This is a genomic window from Peptacetobacter hiranonis, assembly GCF_008151785.1.
In the GTDB taxonomy this organism is placed as follows: domain Bacteria; phylum Bacillota; class Clostridia; order Peptostreptococcales; family Peptostreptococcaceae; genus Peptacetobacter; species Peptacetobacter hiranonis.
This window is the reverse complement of the sequence record NZ_CP036523.1, coordinates 956,459-979,416: the sequence shown is the minus strand read 5'-3', so window position 1 is coordinate 979,416 and position 22,958 is coordinate 956,459. Positions and strand designations below refer to the sequence as shown.

The following is a 22,958-nucleotide window of genomic DNA, read 5'->3' as shown; positions in this document are numbered from 1 at the left end:
CCCTATATTACGGGTTATTTGCTAAGCTGATGTGATTTTTCAACCACTGTTCTTATATTTTCAAAGTGTTTTTCTCTATCGTAAGTAAATCCTTCATTAGAAGTACATAGGTGTATTAAATATTCTATATTTCCTTCTGGTCCTTTTATAGGTGAGAAATCTAGATTTTTAATAGCAAATCCATTTTCTACAGCAAAGTCAGATATCATTTCTATAACTTCTATATGAGTAGATGTTTCTCTTACGACACCTTTTTTACCTACTTTTTCTCTTCCTGCTTCAAACTGCGGTTTTATAAGCGCAACTATTTCTCCACCATCTCTTAGTAGCTTTTTAGCTACAGGAAGTACTAATTTTAATGATATAAATGATACGTCTATAGAAGCAAAATCAGGGAACTCTTTTAAGTCCTCAGTAGTTACATTTCTTATATTAGTTCTCTCCATGCACACTACTCTCTCATCACTTCTAAGCTTCCATGCTAACTGCCCATATCCGACATCTATAGAGAATACTTTTATAGCTCCATTCTGAAGCATACAATCTGTAAATCCTCCTGTAGAAGCTCCGATATCCATACATATTTTTCCCTCTAATGTAAGATCAAAGTTTTTCATAGCCTTTTCTAGTTTAAGACCACCTCTACTTACATAAGGTATAGGATTTCCCTTAACTTCTATATTTGCATCTTCTTTCACTTCTGTTCCAGCCTTGTCACATCTCTGATTATCTACAAAAACTAATCCAGCCATTATAGCCTTTTTAGCTCTCTCTCTACTTTCAAAGTAACCCTGCTCAACTAGAAGTACATCTATTCTCTTCTTCATATTAATCCTTTCCAGAATTTATACTTTTTATACAATTATAAACTCTAAATTTTTTTAATTCTTTCTGCAATTTTATTCACTGATATTCCAGCTAATTCTTGTAGCTCATCACATCCACCATGCGTAATAAATCTTTCTGGTAATGCTATATTTATCACCTTGTTATTATATTCCTTTTCTGATGCATACTGCAATATCCTGCTTCCAAATCCGCCTACAATTATATTGTCCTCTACAGTAACAATATTTTTATATTTAGAGAAAACTTCATCTAATATTTTTTCATCTACGGGTTTTAAAAATCTAGCATTTACAACTCCTACGCTTATGCCTTCTTTTTCAAGAGATTCAGCTGCTTCAAGAGCATTTTTAACCATATCACCTATCGCTAAAATTACTGTATCTTCTCCTTCTTTTAAAATCTCATATGTACCGACTTTTATTTTTCCATAACATCCCGTATTAAGCTCGTATGAATTTCCTCGAGGATATCTTATAGCACATGGTCCGTCTATTTCTAGTGATAAATCCATCATATACATAAGCTCTTTTGTATCCTTTGGAGCCATAACTGTTATACCAGGTATACTATTTAAGTATGATAAGTCAAACTCACCATGGTGTGTTTCTCCATCATTTCCTACAAGGCCTGCTCTATCTATAAGGAATGTAACATTTTTGCCTGTAATACATACATCGTGTAAAACCTGATCATACCCTCTCTGAAGGAATGATGAATACACAGCAAAATAAGGTTTCATTCCATTTTTCGCAAGACCTGCCGAAAATGCAACTGCATGCTGTTCAGCAATACCAACATCGTAATATCTATTTGGATGATTTTTTTCAAATATATTTAATCCTGTTCCTGATGGCATAGCAGCAGTTATAGCTACTATTCTGTCATCTACACATGCCATTTGAGATAATTTTTCTCCTACAGCTGCAGATATGCTCTTTTTACCAGAAGGCTGTACACCTTCTCTAATATCAAACTTAGAAACGCCATGATATTTATCTGGATGTTCCTCAGCATATCTATATCCTTTCCCCTTCTTTGTAATTACATGAAGAAGCATAGGACCTTTTCTTTCCTTTGCATTTTTTAGACACGCTATTAAATCACTTATATTATGCCCATCTATAGGTCCATAGTATTTAACACCTATAGAGTCAAAAAATGCACATTCTTGTGGCACAAAGCTATACATTATAGTATCTGTAAGTCTACTTGCAGCTCTTGATATCTGTCCGCCTGTACTAGTCATATTTAAAATTCTATCTACTTCGCCTTTCATTTTATGGACTTTAGAATTTCTAATTAAACTAGACATATATGTAGACATACCACCTACATTTTTATCTATAGACATTTCATTGTCATTTAAAATGATAATCATATCATTTTTTATATATCCAAGCTGATTTATAGCCTCAAGAGCCATACCACCAGTTATAGAGCCATCCCCTATAACCGCTATGACACTTCCATCCTCACCTTTTATATCTCTTGCACATGCAAGTCCAACTGCTGTTGATATAGAAGTAGAACTATGACCAGTGTCTATTATATCGTGACAACTTTCTTTTTCTTTAGGGAATCCACTCATTCCATCAAGTTGTCTTAATGTGTTAAATTTATCTTTTCTTCCTGTAATAATCTTATGTACGTATGACTGATGCCCAACATCCCATACTATTTTATCTTTCGGACTATCAAACACTTTATGTAGTGCCAATGTCAATTCAACTACCCCTAAATTAGACGCCAAGTGTCCACCTGTTTTTGATACAGATCTCACTAAAAACTTTCTAATATCTTTTGCAAGAAGATCTAACTCCTCTATGCTCATATTTTTTATATCTTTAGGAGAGTTTACTTTATCCAAATATTTGTACATTATTCTCACCCCTACTTTATTAGATAAGTACAAGTGCCACTATTATCCCTAATATAGCACCACCTAAAACCTCAAAAGGCGTATGTCCAATAAGCTCCTTCAATTTTTCATTCTGTATTATTTTTCCATGCTGAAGGTCTTCCAACATCTGATTTAATATTGTCGCCTGTTTTCCAACAGCTCTTCTAACTCCAGCCGCATCGTACATTACAATAGCAGCAAAAACCACAGCTATTGCAAAGTTTGTAGAGTGGAATCCATCTACTAGACCCACAACAGTAGCTAGGCTCGTTACAAATGAAGTATGAGAACTAGGCATTCCTCCAGATGTAGTTATTCTTTTTATATCAATTCTTTTTTCTTTTCCTGTAAATATTTTTATAAATTGGGCAAGAAAACAAGCTATTATACTTATCGCCAATGCTCCATTGTGTGAAAATTCCATAAGGTATTTCATAATATACCTCCTTATAAAAATTAATGATCTCTAGATAATATATAATCAGCTAAACCATCTAGGAATCCTGTATCATCAGTTACCTTTGATATACTTCTTTTAGCATCCTCAATTAATTCTGTAGCTATTTCTCTAGATTTTTCAAGTCCCATTAAAGATGGATATGTAGATTTATTATTCTCTATATCACTTCCAACATGTTTTCCTAGCTTAGCTTCATCACCTACTATGTCTAGTATGTCGTCAACTATCTGGAACGCTAACCCTATTTTATTTGCATAATCTGTTATAAGTTCCATCTGTTTTTCATCAGCTCCACCTATAGCAGCTCCTGCTCTCATACATCCAACCATCATGGCTGCAGTCTTATTTTCGTGTATGTAGTCTAATTTTTCTTTAGGTATCTGCATATTTTCACTCTGAACATCTACTACCTGTCCACCTACCATACCGTAGATACCAGCTCCTTTTGCTATTTCATATGTAGCTCTTAAATATCTTTCTGGATTTTCTTTTCCTATAGATTCTTTAAGCATTGTTTCATACGCAAAGTTAAGAAGTGCATCTCCTGCAAGTATTGCCATAGCCTCACCAAATACTTTATGATTTGTAGCTCTACCTCTTCTTAAATCATCATTATCAAGCGCAGGAAGGTCATCATGTATTAGAGAATATGTATGTATCATCTCTATAGCTGCTGCAAATGGAATTGCATTGTCTGTATCTCCACCAACTATTCTACAAGCTTCAAGAGTAAGAACTGGTCTTAATCTTTTTCCTCCTGAGCTTAAACTATAATTCATGGCTTCCATTATAGTTTTCTGATAACCAACTTCTTCTGGCATATACTTTTTGATAATTTCTTCAGCATAATTAGCTCTTATTTTTAATTCTTCTTTAAAGTCCATTTTTATTTCCTCCTAAACAAACTATTTTTCAAAATCTTCTTCTAATCCTAATTCATTGAACTTTTTAACTTTCATTTCAGCCTCATCTAAAAGCGCCTTGCATCTTCTATATAAAGCTACCCCTTCTTCGTACATCTCAAGTGATTTATCAAGTCCTGTACTCTTATCCTCTAAGGCTCTTAAAACTTCCTCTAATCTTGAATACGCTTGTTCATAAGTCATATTTTCTATATTGCTCATCGGATTACCTCTCAATTTAAATTATTTCTTTTCTATAGAATTTACAGTACAGTCTGCATTTCCATCGCTCATCATAATACTCAAAGACTCACCAACATTTATGTCTTCTGTACTGTTGACTGTTTTTCCTTCTTTTTGTACCATACAGTATCCTCTATCTATCGTAGCTAATGGACTTAAGCTATGTAGTAAAGCTCCTGTATTTCTCATATTTTCTTTCTTACTGCTCATAATCTGTTCCATACTATTAACCATATTCACAGATGCAGTATCTAATCTATATTTTTCAATATCTATTTTATTAGATATGCTATTTTCAATTCTATTAGATATAACCTTTAAATTATTTTTACCCTCTTTTATAACTTCATTCTTAACAATAGAACAAATTTCTAAAAAATTATTTTCTAGCTGGTACTTTTCTTTTTCTATCTTAGACTCTATACCTCTAGTCAATTTATTCGAAATTAATTCTAAATTATTCTTTCCAGATTTTATAACATCATTTTTTACAATGGTACATATAGAATTAAAAGTATTATCAGCTTTATTTCTATCTCTCTCTATAACTGCAGACATATTGTTTTTTAGCTGGCTTTTACAATTATCTAGTCTATATAACACTTCATTCAAATCTGGCACTGCAATTTCTGCCGCTGCAGAAGGTGTTGGCGCTCTCATATCTGATACAAAATCGCAAATCGTATAGTCCACTTCATGTCCAACTGCAGAAATTATAGGTATATCTGATGCAAATATAGCTCTTGCCACCTTTTCTTCGTTAAAAGACCAAAGTTCTTCAAGTGAACCACCACCTCTACCAACTATCATGGTGTCTACATTCTGCATCTTGTTGAAAAATTCTATCCCCTTTACAATTTCATCCGCAGAATTTGCTCCCTGCACAGCAACTGGGTACAAATACACATTAACCTTAGGAAATCTTCTTCTAACAACATTTATTATATCTCTAATTACTGCACCTGTTTGTGATGTTACAACACCTATACTTTTGGGCATATAAGGTATTTTTTTCTTAAACCTCGGATCAAATAGCCCTTCCCGGTTTAACTTTTTCTTCAATCTTTCAAATTCTATATGAAGGTTACCTACTCCATCTTTTTCTACTTTTCGTATATATAACTGATAAGCTCCATCTCTTTCGTATACCGATATATATCCATTTGCAACTATTTTCATTCCATCTTCTAGCTGTAATGACTTGTCGTAATTCCCCTTAAAAATTACACATTTCATCTTAGATGTTTCATCTTTTAATGTTAAATATACATGTCCGCTAGAATTTATCTTAAAGTTGGAAATCTCTCCTCTAACCTTTAAGTTGTATAATATTGGATCATTAGATAAAACTTTCTTTATATATGAATTTGCCTCGCTTATTTCAAGTGCTCTAATTTCCATATTTAATTCTCCTAAATAATTATCTAAATTATATTACAAAATTATCTAATCCTATTATAGCACAACCACATGCATTATCTGACGAGTATGCACCATCTGTAAAGAAACTGTTAATATTATTTCTCTGAAGTTTTTTCGACAACTTTTCTGAAATATATTTACTAGATGCAACTCCCCCTACAAAAACAACATCTTCTATATTGTATTTATCACATACAAATCTTAATGCTTTATCTAAGCTTTTTATAGCTGCATTCATGACAGCCTTAGAAACATAGTACTTGTCCTTTTCTTCCATTAGTTTGTACACCTGGTTCTCTAATCCAGATATATTCATATATCCGTCTTTTACAGATGTTTTTAGTCCACTCGCAACTTCTTCCTTACATAAAAGTGCATTTTCATCTACATACTTTCCTGCTGGGAAATCATATCCCATCTTTACACCTACTCTATCTATCAACTGCCCAAAGCTTATATCCTTTGTTCCACCTACTATCTCCGTCTTATATCCTTTATCACCTTTTTCAGTAAGTAGAATTTCCATAGTCCCACCAGACATATGTACAGATATAAATCTTTCTAAATCTTCTTTGTCGCAGCCATAAAGAGATGCCGCTATATGATTTTCTTGATGTGTAGTTTCTAGCATCTCGCAGTCAAATATAGCCGCCATTGTCTTTGCAAAATTCTTTCCAACCTCAAAAACAGGCATATATGACTCCTCTACATCTCTAGGTTTAGCCGATGCACAAATCATTTCTACCTTATACCCTTTTTTATGGATATGTTTTTTTAATCTTTCCGAAATATCTCCAAAATTTTTAATATGCTGAAAAACGGCATCGCTCTGTCTAAGCCCACGCTCTCCATTTTTTACATTTAGCATTATCTTTTCATTAAATACTATTTCTCTATTTAAAGTTATAGCTGCTATAGAAGTTGTATAGCAGCTAGTATCAATCCCTATTATTATTCGATTATTTTCTGTCATTTAAGTAACTACCTAAAACCCCATTTATGAATTTTGGAGATTTATCATCGCAGTACATTTTTGCCATTTCTATAGCTTCATTTATAGATACTTTTTCTGGTATGCTATCTATAAATCCTATTTCAGCTATTGCAAGTCTTAATATTGCAACGTCTACTTTTGGCATTGTCATTATAGACCATCCTTTAGCATATTTATCTATTGCTTCGTCTATTTCTTCGTGTTTTTCTTCGTATATTTTACAAACATTAGACACATAATCTAGGTTTAAATAGTTTTCTAGATCTATTTCTTCTTCAGTTTCCATAGATTCGTGTACATCGCTATCATTTGAGCTCTGAAGTTTTAATTCTTCAAATCTATTAACTATATACTCCTCGTTACCTACTAAAAATTCCTTTACCTTGTTTTCTAAATCCGATAAATCGTCTTTTACAACATCTAAGTTGTATATGAATTTCATCATATATTCTCTTGATGTTACTGTCTTCACTCTATTGAATCCCATAAATTCCCTCCTAAATTTTTTCCGCACTATTTTTTTAGTATATTTATTTATTAAATCAAATTTTTCCGTTTAATTCAATAAATTTTTTCAATTTACAAAAATATTTTGTCGCTTAAAAAACCCTCTGAAAAATCAGAGGGTATCCATTAATTTTTCTTAGCTTCTTCTTTATCTTTTTTGAAACTTACACCCTGAACATGTATGTTTACCTGAGATACGTCTAGCCCTGTCATTGTTTCAACAGCATTTTTAACATTTTCCTGTACTTTAAATGCTACATCTGGTATAGCAAATCCAAATTTAACAACTACCATAATGTCTACAGTTACAACTTCTTCTTCTAGCTGTATTTTTACTCCATTATTTTTTAATAATTTATCTGCTATACTCTGAGAAGATTCTACACCTTCAACTTCTAGCGCTGCTATCCATGCTATTGTAGAAACAACTTCATTTGATATTTTTATCTGTCCACAATTATTATTTTCCATTTTATATTTACCTCCCGCGTATTAGGTATTATTTACTCAATTATTTTAAAGCACTTATAGATATAATAATACCAAATTGAAAGAAACAATGCAATAACGTAATATTTTTAGCAAAAGAAAAGACAAGATAATAACCAATTTTTACGCTATACTAAAATACTTAAAAATAATGGTTACTTCTCTTGTCTATATTTTTATGTTATCCAATAAAGTTAGAAAACTTTTTAGCGAAAATTTTTCTATTCGTATTTTTTTAATACTATAGTAGCATTATGTCCGCCAAATCCAAGCGAGTTGCTTAGAGCGTAATTTATAGTTCTTTCTTTACCTTTATTTGGAGTGTAATCTAAATCCATTCCCTCTCCAGGATTTTCTAAGTTTATAGTAGGTGGCACAAAGTTGTTCTTTATAGCAAGTGCGCATACTATAGCCTCTATTGCACCAGATGCACCAAGAAGATGTCCTGTCATAGATTTTGTAGAAGATATAGAAACATTTTTAGCATTTTCACCAAATACTGATTTAATCGCCATAGTTTCATATAAATCATTGTAATATGTAGAAGTACCATGTGCATTTATATAGTCTATTTTTTCTGGCTCTATACCTGCATCGTTTATAGCCATCTGCATTGATCTAGCTGCACCTTCTCCATTTTCAGCAGGAGTAGTTATATGATATGCATCAGAAGTCATTCCATATCCTACTATTTCAGCATATATTTTTGCGTTTCTTTTTATAGCACTTTCTAATTCTTCTAATATTAATATTCCACATCCTTCTCCCATTACAAATCCATCCCTGTCTTTGTCAAATGGTCTTGATGCCTTCTGAGGGTTGTCATTGTTGGTAGACATAGCCTTCATATTACAGAACCCAGCCACAGCAAACTCAGCTACTGCAGCTTCTGTTCCCCCAGCTATCATAATATCTGCATCTCCTCTTTGGATTATCTTAAAAGCATCTCCTACAGAGTTTGTTCCGGATGCACATGCTGTACATATATTAGTACTTGGTCCTTTTGCACCAAATTCTATAGCTACCTGTCCTGCAGCCATATTTCCTATCATCATAGGTATGAAGAATGGGCTAACTCTTCTATTTCCTTTTTCAAGAAGGTTTTTGTGCTGAGCTTCTATTGTTTCAACTCCACCAATTCCTGTACCTATTACAGTACCCATTCTGTTTCCGTCTATATTGTTTAAATCTAACTCAGAGTCTGCAACAGCTAGCTTAGAAGCTACCATTGCAAACTGAGTAAATCTATCCATTTTTTTTAGTTCTTTTTTACTTATATAATCTTCTGGTGTAAAATCTTTTACCTCACCTGCTATCTGTGTCTGGTAATTTGTATAATCAAATCTAGTTATCTTATCTATGCCTGATACACCACTTTTTATATTTACCCAGAAATCGTCTTTCCCTGTTCCAACCGGAGTTACACATCCTAAACCAGTTATAACAACTCTTTTTTTCATAATTTCCTCCAATTTTCAATCTATCTTAGATTTACTATTCTTTTTTATGAAAATTTATTATTTATTAGCTTCTATATATTTAACTATATCGCCTATTGATTTGAATTCTTCAGCTGCTGTATCTGGTATTTCCATATCGAATTCATCTTCTAAAGACATTATTATTTCTACAGCGTCTAATGAATCTGCTTCTAAGTCATTCATTAAAGAAGTTTCCATTGTTATTCCTTCGTTTTCAACACCTAACTGATCTACTATTATTTCTACTACTTTATCAAACATTTTAAATTCCTCCATAATTACCTTTTTAAATTTTTAATTTTTTAGTTTAGTTTTAGTTTTTAGTTTAGTTTTCTATTTTGAGTTTTTATATTTTAAATTTAATTTTGTTTTAATAGTCTTTAAAACTTTTAATTAAATTTACATAACCATTCCACCGTCTACGTTAATAACCTGACCTGTTATATAACTAGACATATCACTTGCTAAGAATAGAGCAGTATCTGCTATATTTTCAGCATTTCCTATACATTTTTTAGGAATTTGCTCAAGCATTTTCCCTTTAACATCATCTGATAAGACATCTGTCATATCTGTTTCTATAAATCCTGGTGCTATAGCATTTATATTTATGTTTCTTGAAGCTAATTCTTTAGCTACAGCTTTAGTAAATCCTATTACACCTGCTTTAGATGCGCAGTAGTTTGCCTGTCCAGCATTTCCTACAACACCTACTACAGAAGACATGTTTATTACTCTTCCATATTTTTTCTTCATCATAAACTTAGTAGCAGCTTTAGTCACATTAAAAACGCCTTTTAAGTTTATATCTATAACTTTATCAAAGTCTTCTTCCTTCATTCTCATAAGCAATCCGTCTTTTGTTATTCCGGCGTTGTTTACAAGAATATCTATTTTTCCAAATTCAGCTACTACATCTTCAACCATTTTTGTAGCATTTTCAAAATCTGAAACATCGCATTTGATTATTTTGCAAGTTTTTCCTAATGCTTCTATTTCTTTGCTCACTTCTAATGCAGCTTCTTCATTTGATGTATAGTTTATAGCAACATCTGCTCCATTTTCAGCAAATGCAATCGCTATTGCTCTACCTATACCTCTTGAGCCACCAGTCACGAGCACCGACTTTCCTTCAAGATTTAGTTTATTAGTTGCCATTGGTTTCACCTCCAATTGACTCGATAAATGCATTTACATCAGCCGCTGTATCTATATTTATTATTTCTACATCAGCTTTTTTCTTAGATGCTATTTTTTTAATAAAAGCTCTAAGTGTTTTCCCTGGTCCTATTTCTATAAATCTATCAAAACCTTCATCGATTAATTTAGATATAGAATCTTCCCAAAGAACTGAGCTATATACCTGTTTTACAAGTATAGCTTTTATTTCATCTGGATCTTTGTGTATATTTGCATCCACATTAGATACAACATCAACACTTGGCTCTTTCATATCGACTTTATCTAATTCTAGTTTTAATTTTTCTCCAGCTCCCTTTAAAAGTGAAGAATGGAATGGACCACTTACGTCTAGCATAATTGCTCTTTTAGCTCCATTTTCTTTTAAAAGAACTGCTGCTTCTTCTACAGCTGCTTTTTCACCTGATATTACTATCTGTGCTGGCGAATTATAATTCGCAATCTCAACTGTACCTGATTCTAATTTGAGAATACACTCTTCTATAAGTTCTCTATTTGCTCCTATTACAGCGCACATTGCACCTTCTCCATCTGCAACTTCATTGCTCATTATAAGTCCTCTTTTTCTAACAAGAGATACTGCATCTTTAAAATCCATTGCATTTGCAGCAGTTAGAGCACTGTATTCACCTAGGGATAACCCTAAACAAGCATCATATTTAAAGCTTTCATATTTAGATAATATTTCCATTATAGCCATACTATGTGTTAGAAGTGCTGGCTGTGTGTTTTCTGTTTTAGAAAGCTCACTTTTTTTATCTTCATCGTTCATCATACTTATCAAATCAAAATCCATTAAAGAATCTGCTCTATCAATAACTTCTTTTGCAACTTCAAAACTTTCGTATAAGTCTTTTGCCATTCCAGTATACTGAGCTCCCTGTCCAGGAAATACTAAGGCTGTCTTACTCATATCTAATCCCTCCTAAAATATTCCCGGCATTATATCTAAAGCCTGTTTTGAAATTTCTTCTACTATTTCTTTACATGGTTTGATTTCTCTAACCATAGCTGCACTCTGTCCTGCCATAAAAGATCCACCATCTTTATCGCCTTCTACAACTGCTAATCTAAGTGCACCTGCTCCTAATTTTTCTAATTCTTCAGGAGATGCTCCTTCTTTTTCCATTTTTAAGAATTTTTTAGCTAATTTATTTTTTAGAGTTCTAACTGGATGTCCTGTTGGTCTTCCTGTTACAACTGCATCTCTATCTTTAGCCTTTAATACCGCATCTTTATAATTCTGATGTATGTTACATTCCTCAGAACATATAAATCTAGTACCTATCTGAACTCCTTCTGCACCTAGTGCAAATGAAGCAGCTATTCCTCTACCATCTGCTACACCACCAGCTGCTATAACTGGTATGTTTAAAGCTTCTGCAACCTGAGGAACTAGTACCATAGTTGTCAGTTCTCCTATATGTCCTCCAGCTTCTGTACCTTCAGCTATTACAGCATCAGCACCTAGTTTTTCCATTCTCTGTGCTAAAGCTACTGTAGGAACAACAGGAATTACTTTTATTCCAGCTTCTTTTAATCTATCCATATATTTAGCTGGGTTTCCAGCACCAGTTGTTATCCCTGCTGGTTTTTCTTCTATTATTAAATCTATAACCTCATCTGCATTTGGAGACATTAACATTACATTTACCCCAAATGGTCTATCAGTTAATCTTCTACAATTATCAATTTCTTTTTTAACTATATCGGCAGTAGCACTACCAGTTCCAATTATCCCAAATCCTCCAGCATTTGATACAGCTGCAGCTAAATTTGAATCAGCTACCCAAGCCATACCACCCTGGATTATAGGGTATTTTATATTTAGTATTTCACAGATTCTATTCATAAATCCTCCTATATACTCCACTCTACAACAGAAGCGCCCCAAGTAAGACCTCCACCAAATCCAACAAGTACTACCTTATCGCCTTTTTTTAGCTTTCCTTCTCTAAAAGCTTCATCCATTGCCACTGGAACAGATGCCGACGACATATTTCCGTATCTTGTTAAATTTACATATACCTTATCTTTTTCTAACTTTAATCTTTTTGCCGACGAATCTATTATTCTTATGTTAGCCTGATGTGGTATAAGAAAATCTATATCTTCAAGAGTTAGATTTGCAGCTTCTACAGCCTTAACTGATTCATCAGCCATTTTTCTAACAGCAAATTTGAACACATCATTTCCTGCCATCTGAACTGTATGAAGCTTGTTTCTAACACTCTCTTCACCTGCTTTTATTCTGGATCCTCCAGCAGGTATTTTAAGATAATCTTTACCAGAACCATCCGCACCATTAGTAATAGATAGGATACCACCATTTTCTACAGCTGAGATAACAGCAGCACCTGCTCCATCTCCAAATAGAACCGCTGTAGATCTATCGTCGTAATTTATAACACTAGATAAAGTTTCTGCTCCTATTATCAGTACGTTTTTATATGCTCCTGATTCTACAAACCGTTTCGCAATATTCATAGCATATAAAAAACCAGAACAAGCAGCTGCTAAATCAAATGCCGCAGCATTTACTGCTCCGATATTTTCCTGAACAATACAAGCAGTAGCTGGAAGAGGGCTGTCTGGAGTAATAGTTGCAAGGATTATCATATCTACATCTTTTGGCTCAAGTTTTGCACATTCTAATGCTTTTAATGCAGCTTTTGATGCAGTATCTGACGTTGCCTCTCCTTCTGCAACCTTTCTTCTCTCAGAAATTCCTGTTCTCGTCCTTATCCACTCATCTGACGTGTCCATTATCTTTTCTAAATCGAAGTTGGTTACTATATTCTCTGGAACATAGCTTCCAACTCCTACAATACCTGCTTTTATATCCATATTTCCTATTCTCCCATAGTGATTTTATTCTTCATCACCGCTGGCTTCTTCTTCCTTCTTAGAATACTCATTTATGAATTCTTTTATATCCTCAACAACATTTCCTTCAGCAAATTTAATAGCCTGTCTAACAGCATTTTTTATTGCTTTGGCATCAGAGCTTCCATGAGCTTTTATAACTCCACCTTTAACTCCTAGTAGAGGTGCTCCTCCGTATTCTGAGTAATCCATATATGCTTTTAATTTTCTAAGATCATCCTTAATTAAAAGAGCTCCAAGCTTTCCTTTTGTACTAGACATAAGAGTTTCTTTTATTAATCCCATAAGCGAAAGGGCTATACCCTCAGCGGATTTTAGAAGTATATTTCCAGTAAATCCATCACAAACTATAATATCTGTTTTATCATTTATAACATCTCTGGCTTCTACGTTTCCTATAAAGTTTAAATCAAGCCCTTTTAATTCTTCATATGCTTTCTTAACTAGGTCGTTACCTTTACCTTCTTCTGCACCGACATTAGCAACTGCTACTCTAGGTTTTTCTATACCTAAAACTTTTTTAGAATATATATCTGACATTGCAGCAAATTCAACTAAGTTTCTTGGCTTACAGTCTGCATTTGCACCACCGTCAGCTATTATTGTCATTCCTTTTTTAACATTAGGTATTGCTGGACAAAGGCAAGGTCTATCTATACCTTTTATTCTTCCAACAACGAAAAGTCCTCCTGCAAGAAGTGCACCAGTATTTCCAGCTGAAACAACAGCCTCTGCTTTTCCTTCTTTGACCATTCTTAAAGCTACTACCATAGAAGAATCTTTCTTGCTTCTTATCGCCTTTACAGGTTTGTCTTCATTTTCAACTACTTCTGTTGTGTGTATTATTTCAAGTCTATTTTTATCAAATTCGTATTTTGCAAATTCTTTTTCAAGAATTTCCTTATCTCCTGTAACAATTAACTCTACATTTTTGTATTCATTTATGGCATCAACTGCTCCTTTTACATTTGATACTGGAGCATTATCTCCACCCATTCCATCTAAAGCTATTCTCATATTAAATTCCTCCTATTCCATTTCTTCAAATATAAATTTACCTCTAAAAATTTGTTCCTGTTTCTTATTGTTGATTACGACTTTAACATAGTGCTTTTTGTCGACATTTCTATAAATTTCAGCCTTTGCTATTAGCCTATCACCTTTTTCAACAAATTTTATGCATTTTATATTTGCAACTCTCATTATTACTTTAGGCGTATCTATTATCGCCATCGCTAGCGATTCCGCAAGCGAGAATATATACGCATCTTTTAAAGTTCCAGTCTTAGAGTAAATCATATCCTCATTCACTTCTAGCATAGAAATCCCAAGCTCTCCTACAGATATATCTATTATCTCTCCAGTTATTTCTTTCATGCCTAGGGTTCTTACCTTTGTGCTCTGTGATTCAGCTATGTTTTTAACTCTTTCTCTGAGTTCTGGAATATTCAGACTCATACGGTCTAGCCTGATAGTCTGTACACTGACACTGAATACTTCAGCAAGTTCTTCATCTGTGTAGAACGGATCTGTCTTTAACATATCAACAAGTTCCTTCTGTCTTTGAACTTTACTTCTCTTTTTCATGTTACCTCCAATTTTTATAGCTAGTTTTTATGACCAGCTACTAATAGTAGTATATATTATATGCTCATTTTTTTCAACACTTAATTTTTCACTTTTTTTCTATTTACCCCTAGAAAAAAAATATTCTCAGCATTTTGAACAAAAATTATCCTAATTATACATTACCACAAATTAAGACCAAGTACAAAAAAATGAACAAAATGCATAAAAAAAACATGTAGATTACTCTACATGCTTTTTTCTATTTGTAAACTTATTATTTTTCTACGATTTCTTTACCTTTGTAATATCCACAATCAGGGCAAACTCTGTGTGGTAATTTTGGTTCATGACACTGTGGGCATTCTACGAAACCTGGTGCAACCATTTTTGAGTTAGCTGCTCTTCTCATATCTCTTTTTGATTTAGAAGTTTTTCTCTTTGGTACTGCCATTTAGGACACCTCCTCTTTATTCATTTTTCAGTAATTCTTTTAATTTAGCAAAACGTGGATCAATATTATCCTCGTCATTTATCTTTTCGCTGCATCTGCAATCCTCTTTATTAAGGTTTGCTCCACATCCTGGGCAAAGACCCTTACAATCTTCACCACAAAGAACTTTATGAGGCATATTAAATTCTAAATTCTGAGCTATTATTTCTAAAAGGTCTACATTTTCATAGTCTTCTACAATAAATGCATCGAATTCTTCATATTCATCCTCAGTATAATTGTTCTCCTGCACTATAAAGCCCTGTATATTGAAATCTAAAGGAATTTCAACTTCTTCAAGACATCTAGAACATCTGTCCACAACTGTCATCTTGACATCTGAATTTATATACAGCTCTTTACCGTTACGAGTTATTTTGCCCGTAACCTCAATAGGTGAAGCTAATTTATATTTTTCATCACAGTAACTAATAGTATCAATTTCTTCGCAAAAATTCAAGTTAATTTTATCAATTTCTTTTCCGCGTAGTTTGTCGACATTAATTATCATAAAGCTCACCTCTTTGCATTTACCTAATTATTATACAAATCATAAATTTGTTTGTCAAGTATTTTTACTTGATAGGTAAAATTTTGTTTAAATTTTGTATCTTTTGTAGTCTAATTCAACTAATTTTATTATTTTACTAATGCTAATGTATCTCTAGCTATCATTAATTCTTCGTTAGTTGGTATTAATAACATTTTAACTTTAGAGTCTTCTGTAGATATTACAGTTTCTTTTCCTCTAACGTTGTTAGCTTCTGCGTCTAATTTCATTCCTAAGAATTCCATGTTAGAAGCTATTTCAGCTCTTATTCCTATTCCGTTTTCACCAACACCAGCTGTGAATACAACTGCGTCTAATCCGTTCATTTCTGCTGCATAAGCACCTATGTATTTCTGAACTTTTTTAACGTAAGCATCTAAAGTAGCCTGAGCTAATTCATTTCCTTCGTTAGCTGCTGATTCTATATCTCTGAAGTCTGAAGATATACCAGTCATTCCGTATACACCAGATTCTTTGTTCATTAATTTATCAAGACCATCTGCGTCTAATCCTTCTTTTCTCATTAAGAATGGTAATATAGCTGGGTCTATGTCACCACATCTAGTTCCCATTATTAAACCTTCAAGTGGAGTGAATCCCATAGAAGTATCTACACATTTTCCACCATCTACAGCTGCTATAGAAGCACCGTTTCCTAAGTGGCAAGTTACTATTTTAAGATCTTTTATATCTTTTCCTAGCATTTCTGCTGCTTTTTTAGATACGTAGTTGTGAGAAGTACCGTGGAATCCGTATCTTCTTACTCCGTATTTTGTGTATAATTCGTATGGAAGTCCATATAAGAATGATGATTTAGGCATTGTCTGATGGAATGCTGTATCAAATACACCTACCATTGGAACATCTGGTAATATTGCTCTACAAGCATCTATTCCCATTAAGTTTGCTGGGTTGTGTAGAGGAGCTAAGTCTATACATTCTTTTAAAGCTTCTTCTACTTCTGGTGTTATTACTGCTGAACAAGCGAATTTTTCTCCACCGTGAACAACTCTGTGACCTACTGCATCTATTTCTTTCATATCTTTAACTGCTCCAACTTTTTCGTCAACAACAGCATCTAATACAAGTTTTATAGCATCTTTGTGGTCTTTCATTGGCTGTTCAACAACATATTTTTCTGCTAAACCTTCTTTTTCGTGTTTAAGAACAGAACCTTCTATCCCTATTCTTTCAACTAAACCTTTACATAAAACTGATTCATTTTCCATATCTATTAACTGATATTTTAATGATGAACTACCGCAGTTTAAAACTAATACTTTCATTATTTATACCTCCAGAAATTTATTGTCTTTTTATTTGTTGCACTATTTCCCTCAATACTGCAACTTTTACTTATATAAAAACCGAATTAACATTACTAATATATCATTTTTTTGCGTAAATTTAAAGTCTTTTTCCTTTTTTATTTCATTCACTTGAGTTATACTTTCTTTATTAGAAGAAATTTTTAAAAAAGGAGTTTAATTTTATATGAATATAACTGGCTTAATAGTCGAATACAATCCGTTTCACAACGGTCATATATATCATTTACAAAAGTCTTTAGAAAAAACAAACGCCGATGCATCAATCGCAGTTATGAGTGGAAATTTTATACAAAGAGGTGAACCTGCTTTATTTGATAAATTTTCAAGAGCAAAGGCTGCTGTTGAATCTGGTGTAGATTTGGTTGTAGAACTACCATCAATCTACGCATCTCAAAGTGCAGAACTTTTTGCCAAAGGATCTGTTTCTCTTTTAAATTCTCTAGGCTGTGTAAATTCAATTTGTTTCGGAAGTGAGGAGGGAAATATCGACGCTTTATATCTAATAGCCTCTATACTTTGCCTAGAGCCTCAGGATTTTAAAAAAAAACTATCTTCATACCTAGGTGAAGGAATGTTATTCCCTACTGCTAGAAACAAGGCGTTATTTGATTATATAAATTCTCCAGATTTTTCATTTGGAGATAATTTTAATGATATTGATTTATCTGAAGAAAGATTAAACGATATTTTAAGCTCTTCAAACAATATTTTAGGAATTGAATACATAAAGCAACTAATATCATTAAAAAGCGATATAAAGCCTTTTACAATAGGAAGAATTCATTCTGAATACAATTCAGAGGAAATATCCGGAAACATAAATTCCGCAACTGCAGTAAGAAAAAAACTGTATGAAATAATATCATCTAAAGAAAATAATTCATCAGATATCGACGAATTAATTAAATCAATACAAACTTCTACAGATATAACTAATTCTATTCCGGAATCTACTTTAAATATGATTACTTCAAATATAGAAAAAGGATTTTTACCGATGTATCCTGAGTACTTTTTTGAAACACTTATATCAACTATAATAAGGGATAAAAAGAATTTAGAATCGTATTTTGATATATCTGAAGGAATAGAAAACAAAATATTTAAAGCTGCACTTGTTGCGAAAGATTACGATGAGTTACTAAACTTAGTCAAATCTAAAAGATACACAATGACTAGAATAAAAAGATGCCTAAACAACATACTCCTAGGAATTACAAAAGACGACATGGAGCTTGCAAAAGGAATAAACACTATACCATATGTAAGAATACTAGCATTTAATTCAAAAGGACGAGAAATAATAAGAGAAATAAAAAAATCATCTGAAATAAAAATAATAAACAAATTCTCAGAAGTAGAACACTTCATGGACGACAAAAACTTCAAATTCTTAATAGAAAACGACATAAAATGCACTGACATATACAACACAATTTACTACAAAAAAAATAGACCCCTCCTAAAAGGGTCTATGGATTACTTTATAAAACCAATATACGTAAGATAAACTTTATTACAATATATTTTTTTAGCAAAAAGGACTGTTGTAAAAATTTACAACAGCCCTATATTTTTATAAATTCGATGTGCAATGTGGACATCTTGTCGCATCTATTGCTATTTCAGTTTTACAGAACGGACATATCTTTGTAGTTGGTTCTGTATGTTCTTCCTCATCTTTCTTCTTAACAACTAACTTAGCAGAAAACCTATTCATAAACTTAATTATAGCAAATAGCACTGCAGCCATTATCAAGAAATTAATAACCGCTGTTATGAAGCTTCCATAGTTTAGAGTAACATCTCCAACTATGTTCCATTTTAAATCGCTAAAGTTCATTCCTCCAAAAATACCAATTATAGGGTTTATAATATCATTCACAAAAGAATTAACTATTCCTGTAAATGCGCCACCTATAATAATCCCTACTGCCATATCCATTACATTTCCACGGCTGATAAATTCCTTAAATTCCTTCAACATCTGCTTCATACCGACATCTCCCTCTTTTTTTAATTATTTTATAAAGTTAGCTTCGTTCCCTAAAGAAATAGTCTGTTTTTCTTTTTCTTCCCCATTCTTGTATTCAAATACAAGTTTATGCTGATTTAATAATTTTTTTATACCAGCATTATCAAGTCCTTTTGTGTATAGTATAAAGTCCTCATCATATTTATACACTCTGTCTATATCATTTTCACTAGATGTAGCATTTCCTGAAACATATCTTTCTATAGAATCTACAGTCCCGCATTTTCCTTTGAATGTTGGTATAGTCATCTTCATATCAGAATATTTATCACTGTAATTAGTGTAAACTGATATATTTACAACTTTAAACTCATCTCTGTTTATATTTCTACCTAACTGCGGAATTTCTATACTTTTAAATTCTTCTATATTAGGTTTTGCAATATCTACCTCAACCTGTATATTAGGGTCTTTTGCTTCTTCTTCATCAGTTTTTTTACATCCAGTCATTAAAACCGATGAAAATACAACTGTAGAAGCAAGTAAAAGTGCTAATAGCTTCTTTTTCATTTTCTTAACCTCCAACAAATCTTTTTATAAATTCTATTTAAATATTATAACATAAAAACTTTGTTTATATTGCTTATCGACAAATTTTTCATAAACTATCCATATTAAAAAACCTCCAGCATTAAACTGGAGGTTATAATCAAAATTATTTAATTAGTTTGTGAAGTTATCGAAGTATCCCTGTATGTGTACTATTGGAGTACCTTTATCTCCACTTCCTGAAGTAAGGTCACATAATGAACCTATAAGGTCAGTTAATCTTCTTGGAGTAGTACCCTGAGATACCATTTCTCCTACTAGATCGTTGTCTTTATTTTTTATGTAGTCAGATATAGCGTCTTTTAATTCATCACCTTTTAAATCAGCGAAATCATTGTCTGCTAAGTATTTTAATTTAACTTCGTTTGGAGTTCCTTCTAAACCTGAAGTATAAGCTGGAGAAACTACTGGGTCAGCAAGTTCCCATATTTTTCCTACTGGATCTTTGAAAGCTCCATCTCCGTATACCATAACTTCTACGTTTTTACCAGTTCTTTCTTTGAACTGTTTCTGAACTTCTTCAACGAAATCTTTACAATCTCTTGGGAATAATTTTACAGTTTCTTCAGTTGATTTATTTGTTCCTAGTAATCCGTAGTTTTCATTGAATCCACTTCCGTTTACTGATTTAGTTAATATGTCATCAAGACCTATTACAACTTCAGCTCCTGCTTCTTTTAATATTCTCTTAGTTCTTTTTCTTGTATGTATATCACAAGTTAAAACATTTTTAGTGTAGTCTAATATAACTTTTGGGTTATTAGCGAATATAACTTCTACTTCTGCCCCAGCTTCTTTTATTAATGATGAATAGTATTCAACATAGTCTACACCTGTGAATGTGTGTTTGTTTTCTCCGAATAATTCTCTATATTTTTCAAGAGTAAGTACATCTGAGTATGGGTTAACACCTTTTTCATCAAGAAGTTCTATATCAACTAAATGATTTCCAACTTCATCAGATGGGTAGCTTAGCATAAGAACTACTTTTTTAGCTCCTCTAGCTATACCTTTTAAACATATAGCGAATCTATTTCTACTTAATATAGGGAATATAACACCTATTGTTTCTCCACCTAACTGAGCTTTTACATCTTCAGCTATATCATCTATTTTTGCATAGTTACCCTGTGCTCTAGCTAAAACGGCTTCTGTAACAGCTACAACGTCTTTATCTCTCATTTCATAATTTTCGCTTTTAGCTGCATCTAATACAGAATCTACTACTATTGTTGCTAGATCGTCTCCTTCTCTTATGATTGGAGCTCTTACTCCTCTAGAAATTGTTCCTACTTTTCTCTCCATATTGGTATCACCTTTCTTTATATAAATTAATTGGTTTTAACAAATTTATTTGCAAAATTTTATATCTCTTAATAAACAATCCTTAACTAGTATATAAAAAAATTAGGTTAATGGCAAATATTTTTTTGATTTTTACTTAAATTCTTCGCGATTTTTTCTAATTTCATCCAAAATTGACGAAATATGTTCCTCAACTTCAGATAAAAGTTCGTCTGCATACTCTGCTGTACCAATTTTTATTTCTTCAGAAACAGCTTTTGCATTGCTGATTATTTTCTGTGCTTTTTCTTCTGCTTCCATAACAGGTTTGCTGCTATTTATATAATCATTTACAGCGTCTTCTGTATCTAAGCGAATTTCTTCTGCTTCTTCATTAGCATCTTTGATTATTTCCATTGCTTTCTTTTCAGCATCGTCTAACATTTCCTGAGCCTCAGCTATTGCTCTATTCATTATGTCTTTACTTTCTTCAGCTACACTTTTCGCCTGTTCTAACTCTCTTGGAAGCGCTCTCTTTATATCGCTTATTATATCTAATGCATCCTGTCTTTCTATGCTGCATTTATGTGAATTAAATGGCACTGAAGAAGCCTCCTGAATAAGAAATTCTAGCTCTTTAATAAGATCAATTATGTGTGAATCATCTATATGCATACTATATCTCCTTTCTTTCCATCTTAATTTTTAATTCTCTCAATACCTGCTCTGGTACTAAGTTCTGTATATCTGCTCCAAAAGATAGCACCTCTTTTATAAGAGATGAACTTATAAATGAGAATTTTGTATTACTTGGAAGGAAAATTGTTTCTATAGAAGAATCTAATTCCCTATTCATATGAGCCATCTGTAATTCATAATCTACATCGGCGGCACTTCTTATCCCTCTAACTAATGCATCAATTCCATTCTGTTCACAGTATTTTACAAGTAACCCATCGAATGAAATTACTTTTACATTGTCTAAATCAGCTGTACACTCTTTTATCAGCCGTATTCTTTCCTCTAAAGTAAATAAAGCTTTCTTGTTTGGATTTATCAGTATCCCTACTTGAAGCTCTCCAAAAAGCTTGGATGCCCTTCTTATAATATCTAAATGACCATTTGTAATAGGGTCAAAACTACCAGCAAAAATAGCTTTTTTCACATTGCATTTATTCATCGCTATCCTCCACACTTAGCTTATAAAAACTAAGTACTGTTATTCCATATTTTTTTTCCTTTACCTTGACTATATTTCCTATCTCGTCTGGTAGCTCATCTTTTTTATCATGCTCTACCACAATCACTCCATCCTCAGAAAGTATCTGGTTCTTATCTATTCTTTCTATACAGTCTACAAAAAGTCCTTCATAATATGGCGGATCTAACATAATTATATCAAATTCTTGTTTTTTAATACCCATATCCGATATAACATTTTTATAATCCTTATTTATTACTGTACTTTCCCGCTCAACTCTAGCTTTTTTTATATTAGACTGAATTATCTTTATACTTTCCTTACTCAAATCTGAAAATACGCAATGTTCAGCCCCTCTAGATAGACACTCTATCCCAAGCGAACCCGATCCTGCAAAAAGGTCTAAAACATTTGCATCCATCACGTATGAATTTATTATATTAAAAAGTGATTCTTTTACTCTATCTGTAGTAGGTCTTACACTTTGATCCTTAGGTGGATTAAGTTTTAACCCTCTTGCTTTTCCAGAAATAACTCTCACGTTTTTCTCCTTTCAATTTCAAATTATCATATCTATTATTATATCATATAGTAACTACTATTGTATTAATATTCA

Annotated in this window: 27 protein-coding genes; 1 reads left to right on the top strand and 26 read right to left on the bottom strand. The window is 32.6% G+C overall.

Annotated elements, in window-relative coordinates; genetic code table 11:
* Positions 1 to 14: 14 nt before the first annotated feature.
* The 20 genes from KGNDJEFE_RS04625 to KGNDJEFE_RS04530 all read right to left on the bottom strand — a co-directional run bounded on the left by KGNDJEFE_RS04625 (position 15) and on the right by KGNDJEFE_RS04530 (position 17,228).
* Positions 15 to 827: a TlyA family RNA methyltransferase gene (locus KGNDJEFE_RS04625; RefSeq protein ID WP_006440068.1), complete on the bottom strand. Its 813-nt coding sequence runs from the start codon at positions 825 to 827 to the stop codon at positions 15 to 17.
* Between the two features lie 44 nt (positions 828 to 871).
* Entirely contained in the window at positions 872 to 2,728 is a 1,857-nt protein-coding gene (gene dxs / locus KGNDJEFE_RS04620) for a 1-deoxy-D-xylulose-5-phosphate synthase (RefSeq protein ID WP_006440067.1), read from the bottom strand.
* 19 nt (positions 2,729 to 2,747) lie between these two features.
* On the bottom strand, positions 2,748 to 3,185 hold the full coding sequence (locus KGNDJEFE_RS04615; protein WP_006440066.1) for a divergent PAP2 family protein: 438 nt from the start codon (positions 3,183 to 3,185) through the stop codon (positions 2,748 to 2,750).
* Positions 3,186 to 3,205: 20 nt separating this feature from the next.
* Positions 3,206 to 4,093: a polyprenyl synthetase family protein gene (locus KGNDJEFE_RS04610; RefSeq protein WP_006440065.1), complete on the bottom strand. Its 888-nt coding sequence runs from the start codon at positions 4,091 to 4,093 to the stop codon at positions 3,206 to 3,208.
* A gap of 21 nt (positions 4,094 to 4,114) precedes the next feature.
* Positions 4,115 to 4,333, bottom strand: coding sequence for an exodeoxyribonuclease VII small subunit (gene xseB, locus KGNDJEFE_RS04605; RefSeq protein ID WP_006440064.1), 219 nt, complete (start codon positions 4,331 to 4,333; stop codon positions 4,115 to 4,117).
* A gap of 21 nt (positions 4,334 to 4,354) precedes the next feature.
* Complete coding sequence (gene xseA, locus KGNDJEFE_RS04600; RefSeq protein WP_006440063.1) at positions 4,355 to 5,755, bottom strand: exodeoxyribonuclease VII large subunit; 1,401 nt, start codon at positions 5,753 to 5,755, stop codon at positions 4,355 to 4,357.
* 28 nt (positions 5,756 to 5,783) lie between these two features.
* On the bottom strand, positions 5,784 to 6,749 hold the full coding sequence (locus KGNDJEFE_RS04595; RefSeq protein WP_006440062.1) for an O-sialoglycoprotein endopeptidase: 966 nt from the start codon (positions 6,747 to 6,749) through the stop codon (positions 5,784 to 5,786).
* A complete protein-coding gene (gene nusB / locus KGNDJEFE_RS04590; RefSeq protein WP_006440061.1) occupies positions 6,736 to 7,257 on the bottom strand; it encodes a transcription antitermination factor NusB in 522 nt (173 codons plus the stop codon). The genes KGNDJEFE_RS04595 and nusB overlap by 14 nt, the downstream gene beginning before the upstream one ends.
* Positions 7,258 to 7,403: 146 nt before the next feature.
* A complete protein-coding gene (locus tag KGNDJEFE_RS04585; RefSeq protein ID WP_006440060.1) occupies positions 7,404 to 7,748 on the bottom strand; it encodes an Asp23/Gls24 family envelope stress response protein in 345 nt (114 codons plus the stop codon).
* Positions 7,749 to 7,987: 239 nt separating this feature from the next.
* Complete coding sequence (gene fabF, locus KGNDJEFE_RS04580) at positions 7,988 to 9,226, bottom strand: beta-ketoacyl-ACP synthase II (protein WP_006440059.1); 1,239 nt, start codon at positions 9,224 to 9,226, stop codon at positions 7,988 to 7,990.
* A 57-nt stretch (positions 9,227 to 9,283) separates the two neighbouring features.
* A complete protein-coding gene (gene acpP / locus KGNDJEFE_RS04575; protein WP_006440058.1) occupies positions 9,284 to 9,523 on the bottom strand; it encodes an acyl carrier protein in 240 nt (79 codons plus the stop codon).
* 123 nt (positions 9,524 to 9,646) lie between these two features.
* Positions 9,647 to 10,405 carry a 3-oxoacyl-[acyl-carrier-protein] reductase gene (fabG, locus tag KGNDJEFE_RS04570; protein WP_006440057.1) on the bottom strand — a complete coding sequence of 253 codons (759 nt, stop codon included), beginning with the start codon at positions 10,403 to 10,405 and terminating at the stop codon, positions 9,647 to 9,649.
* Positions 10,395 to 11,360 (bottom strand): ACP S-malonyltransferase, encoded by a 966-nt coding sequence (fabD, locus tag KGNDJEFE_RS04565; RefSeq protein ID WP_006440056.1) that lies wholly within the window; start codon positions 11,358 to 11,360, stop codon positions 10,395 to 10,397. Before fabD ends, fabG begins: the two co-directional genes overlap by 11 nt.
* A gap of 12 nt (positions 11,361 to 11,372) precedes the next feature.
* Complete coding sequence (gene fabK, locus KGNDJEFE_RS04560) at positions 11,373 to 12,299, bottom strand: enoyl-[acyl-carrier-protein] reductase FabK (protein ID WP_040410410.1); 927 nt, start codon at positions 12,297 to 12,299, stop codon at positions 11,373 to 11,375.
* Positions 12,300 to 12,307: 8 nt separating this feature from the next.
* Positions 12,308 to 13,294, bottom strand: a complete 987-nt coding sequence (locus KGNDJEFE_RS04555; RefSeq protein WP_006440054.1) for a beta-ketoacyl-ACP synthase III — start codon at positions 13,292 to 13,294, stop codon at positions 12,308 to 12,310.
* A 24-nt stretch (positions 13,295 to 13,318) separates the two neighbouring features.
* Positions 13,319 to 14,350: a phosphate acyltransferase PlsX gene (gene plsX, locus KGNDJEFE_RS04550; protein WP_006440053.1), complete on the bottom strand. Its 1,032-nt coding sequence runs from the start codon at positions 14,348 to 14,350 to the stop codon at positions 13,319 to 13,321.
* 12 nt (positions 14,351 to 14,362) lie between these two features.
* Positions 14,363 to 14,920, bottom strand: coding sequence for a transcription factor FapR (fapR, locus tag KGNDJEFE_RS04545; RefSeq protein WP_006440052.1), 558 nt, complete (start codon positions 14,918 to 14,920; stop codon positions 14,363 to 14,365).
* Positions 14,921 to 15,176: 256 nt separating this feature from the next.
* Entirely contained in the window at positions 15,177 to 15,353 is a 177-nt protein-coding gene (gene rpmF / locus KGNDJEFE_RS04540) for a 50S ribosomal protein L32 (RefSeq protein ID WP_006440051.1), read from the bottom strand.
* A 16-nt stretch (positions 15,354 to 15,369) separates the two neighbouring features.
* Positions 15,370 to 15,903 carry a YceD family protein gene (locus KGNDJEFE_RS04535; RefSeq protein WP_006440050.1) on the bottom strand — a complete coding sequence of 178 codons (534 nt, stop codon included), beginning with the start codon at positions 15,901 to 15,903 and terminating at the stop codon, positions 15,370 to 15,372.
* 128 nt (positions 15,904 to 16,031) lie between these two features.
* The gene (locus KGNDJEFE_RS04530) at positions 16,032 to 17,228 is read right to left on the bottom strand and encodes an acetate/propionate family kinase (RefSeq protein ID WP_006440049.1); all 1,197 of its coding nucleotides are present in this window, start codon (positions 17,226 to 17,228) and stop codon (positions 16,032 to 16,034) included.
* A gap of 208 nt (positions 17,229 to 17,436) precedes the next feature.
* Here KGNDJEFE_RS04530 and KGNDJEFE_RS04525 point away from each other — a divergent pair, with 208 nt between their 5' ends.
* The gene (locus KGNDJEFE_RS04525) at positions 17,437 to 18,783 is read left to right on the top strand and encodes a nucleotidyltransferase (RefSeq protein ID WP_006440048.1); all 1,347 of its coding nucleotides are present in this window, start codon (positions 17,437 to 17,439) and stop codon (positions 18,781 to 18,783) included.
* 66 nt (positions 18,784 to 18,849) lie between these two features.
* Here the strand turns inward: KGNDJEFE_RS04525 and mscL are convergent, their stop codons facing one another.
* The 6 genes from mscL to rsmD form a co-directional block, all read right to left on the bottom strand.
* A complete protein-coding gene (gene mscL / locus KGNDJEFE_RS04520; RefSeq protein ID WP_006440047.1) occupies positions 18,850 to 19,269 on the bottom strand; it encodes a large conductance mechanosensitive channel protein MscL in 420 nt (139 codons plus the stop codon).
* Positions 19,270 to 19,293: 24 nt separating this feature from the next.
* On the bottom strand, positions 19,294 to 19,818 hold the full coding sequence (locus tag KGNDJEFE_RS04515) for a hypothetical protein (protein WP_006440046.1): 525 nt from the start codon (positions 19,816 to 19,818) through the stop codon (positions 19,294 to 19,296).
* A 153-nt stretch (positions 19,819 to 19,971) separates the two neighbouring features.
* Positions 19,972 to 21,162 carry a coenzyme F420-0:L-glutamate ligase gene (locus tag KGNDJEFE_RS04510; protein WP_006440045.1) on the bottom strand — a complete coding sequence of 397 codons (1,191 nt, stop codon included), beginning with the start codon at positions 21,160 to 21,162 and terminating at the stop codon, positions 19,972 to 19,974.
* A 132-nt stretch (positions 21,163 to 21,294) separates the two neighbouring features.
* Positions 21,295 to 21,744: an ATP synthase subunit B family protein gene (locus KGNDJEFE_RS04505; protein WP_154645817.1), complete on the bottom strand. Its 450-nt coding sequence runs from the start codon at positions 21,742 to 21,744 to the stop codon at positions 21,295 to 21,297.
* Positions 21,745 to 21,817: 73 nt separating this feature from the next.
* Positions 21,818 to 22,321 carry a pantetheine-phosphate adenylyltransferase gene (gene coaD, locus KGNDJEFE_RS04500; protein WP_006440043.1) on the bottom strand — a complete coding sequence of 168 codons (504 nt, stop codon included), beginning with the start codon at positions 22,319 to 22,321 and terminating at the stop codon, positions 21,818 to 21,820.
* Positions 22,314 to 22,883 carry a 16S rRNA (guanine(966)-N(2))-methyltransferase RsmD gene (rsmD, locus tag KGNDJEFE_RS04495; RefSeq protein ID WP_006440042.1) on the bottom strand — a complete coding sequence of 190 codons (570 nt, stop codon included), beginning with the start codon at positions 22,881 to 22,883 and terminating at the stop codon, positions 22,314 to 22,316. Before rsmD ends, coaD begins: the two co-directional genes overlap by 8 nt.
* Between the last annotated feature and the right edge of the window lie 75 nt (positions 22,884 to 22,958).

Excerpts from the sequence above, each read along its gene's own strand:
- fabK (WP_040410410.1), bottom strand. The coding sequence starts at position 12,299 with ATGAATAGAATCTGTGAAATACTAAATATAAAATACCCTATAATCCAG.
- KGNDJEFE_RS04615 (WP_006440066.1), bottom strand. The coding sequence starts at position 3,185 with ATGAAATACCTTATGGAATTTTCACACAATGGAGCATTGGCGATAAGT.
- acpP (WP_006440058.1), bottom strand. The coding sequence starts at position 9,523 with ATGGAGGAATTTAAAATGTTTGATAAAGTAGTAGAAATAATAGTAGAT.
- xseB (WP_006440064.1), bottom strand. The coding sequence starts at position 4,333 with ATGAGCAATATAGAAAATATGACTTATGAACAAGCGTATTCAAGATTA.
- plsX (WP_006440053.1), bottom strand. The coding sequence starts at position 14,350 with ATGAGAATAGCTTTAGATGGAATGGGTGGAGATAATGCTCCAGTATCA.
- dxs (WP_006440067.1), bottom strand. The coding sequence starts at position 2,728 with ATGTACAAATATTTGGATAAAGTAAACTCTCCTAAAGATATAAAAAAT.
- KGNDJEFE_RS04555 (WP_006440054.1), bottom strand. The coding sequence starts at position 13,294 with ATGGATATAAAAGCAGGTATTGTAGGAGTTGGAAGCTATGTTCCAGAG.
- KGNDJEFE_RS04510 (WP_006440045.1), bottom strand. The coding sequence starts at position 21,162 with ATGGAGAGAAAAGTAGGAACAATTTCTAGAGGAGTAAGAGCTCCAATC.
- KGNDJEFE_RS04515 (WP_006440046.1), bottom strand. The coding sequence starts at position 19,818 with ATGAAAAAGAAGCTATTAGCACTTTTACTTGCTTCTACAGTTGTATTT.
- KGNDJEFE_RS04610 (WP_006440065.1), bottom strand. The coding sequence starts at position 4,093 with ATGGACTTTAAAGAAGAATTAAAAATAAGAGCTAATTATGCTGAAGAA.
- fabF (WP_006440059.1), bottom strand. The coding sequence starts at position 9,226 with ATGAAAAAAAGAGTTGTTATAACTGGTTTAGGATGTGTAACTCCGGTT.
- KGNDJEFE_RS04595 (WP_006440062.1), bottom strand. The coding sequence starts at position 6,749 with ATGACAGAAAATAATCGAATAATAATAGGGATTGATACTAGCTGCTAT.
- KGNDJEFE_RS04530 (WP_006440049.1), bottom strand. The coding sequence starts at position 17,228 with ATGAAAGTATTAGTTTTAAACTGCGGTAGTTCATCATTAAAATATCAG.
- rpmF (WP_006440051.1), bottom strand. The coding sequence starts at position 15,353 with ATGGCAGTACCAAAGAGAAAAACTTCTAAATCAAAAAGAGATATGAGA.
- xseA (WP_006440063.1), bottom strand. The coding sequence starts at position 5,755 with ATGGAAATTAGAGCACTTGAAATAAGCGAGGCAAATTCATATATAAAG.
- KGNDJEFE_RS04525 (WP_006440048.1), top strand. The coding sequence starts at position 17,437 with ATGAATATAACTGGCTTAATAGTCGAATACAATCCGTTTCACAACGGT.
- KGNDJEFE_RS04535 (WP_006440050.1), bottom strand. The coding sequence starts at position 15,903 with ATGATAATTAATGTCGACAAACTACGCGGAAAAGAAATTGATAAAATT.
- KGNDJEFE_RS04585 (WP_006440060.1), bottom strand. The coding sequence starts at position 7,748 with ATGGAAAATAATAATTGTGGACAGATAAAAATATCAAATGAAGTTGTT.
- KGNDJEFE_RS04625 (WP_006440068.1), bottom strand. The coding sequence starts at position 827 with ATGAAGAAGAGAATAGATGTACTTCTAGTTGAGCAGGGTTACTTTGAA.
- fapR (WP_006440052.1), bottom strand. The coding sequence starts at position 14,920 with ATGAAAAAGAGAAGTAAAGTTCAAAGACAGAAGGAACTTGTTGATATG.
- mscL (WP_006440047.1), bottom strand. The coding sequence starts at position 19,269 with ATGAAGCAGATGTTGAAGGAATTTAAGGAATTTATCAGCCGTGGAAAT.
- fabD (WP_006440056.1), bottom strand. The coding sequence starts at position 11,360 with ATGAGTAAGACAGCCTTAGTATTTCCTGGACAGGGAGCTCAGTATACT.
- coaD (WP_006440043.1), bottom strand. The coding sequence starts at position 22,321 with ATGAATAAATGCAATGTGAAAAAAGCTATTTTTGCTGGTAGTTTTGAC.
- fabG (WP_006440057.1), bottom strand. The coding sequence starts at position 10,405 with ATGGCAACTAATAAACTAAATCTTGAAGGAAAGTCGGTGCTCGTGACT.
- nusB (WP_006440061.1), bottom strand. The coding sequence starts at position 7,257 with ATGGGATTCAATAGAGTGAAGACAGTAACATCAAGAGAATATATGATG.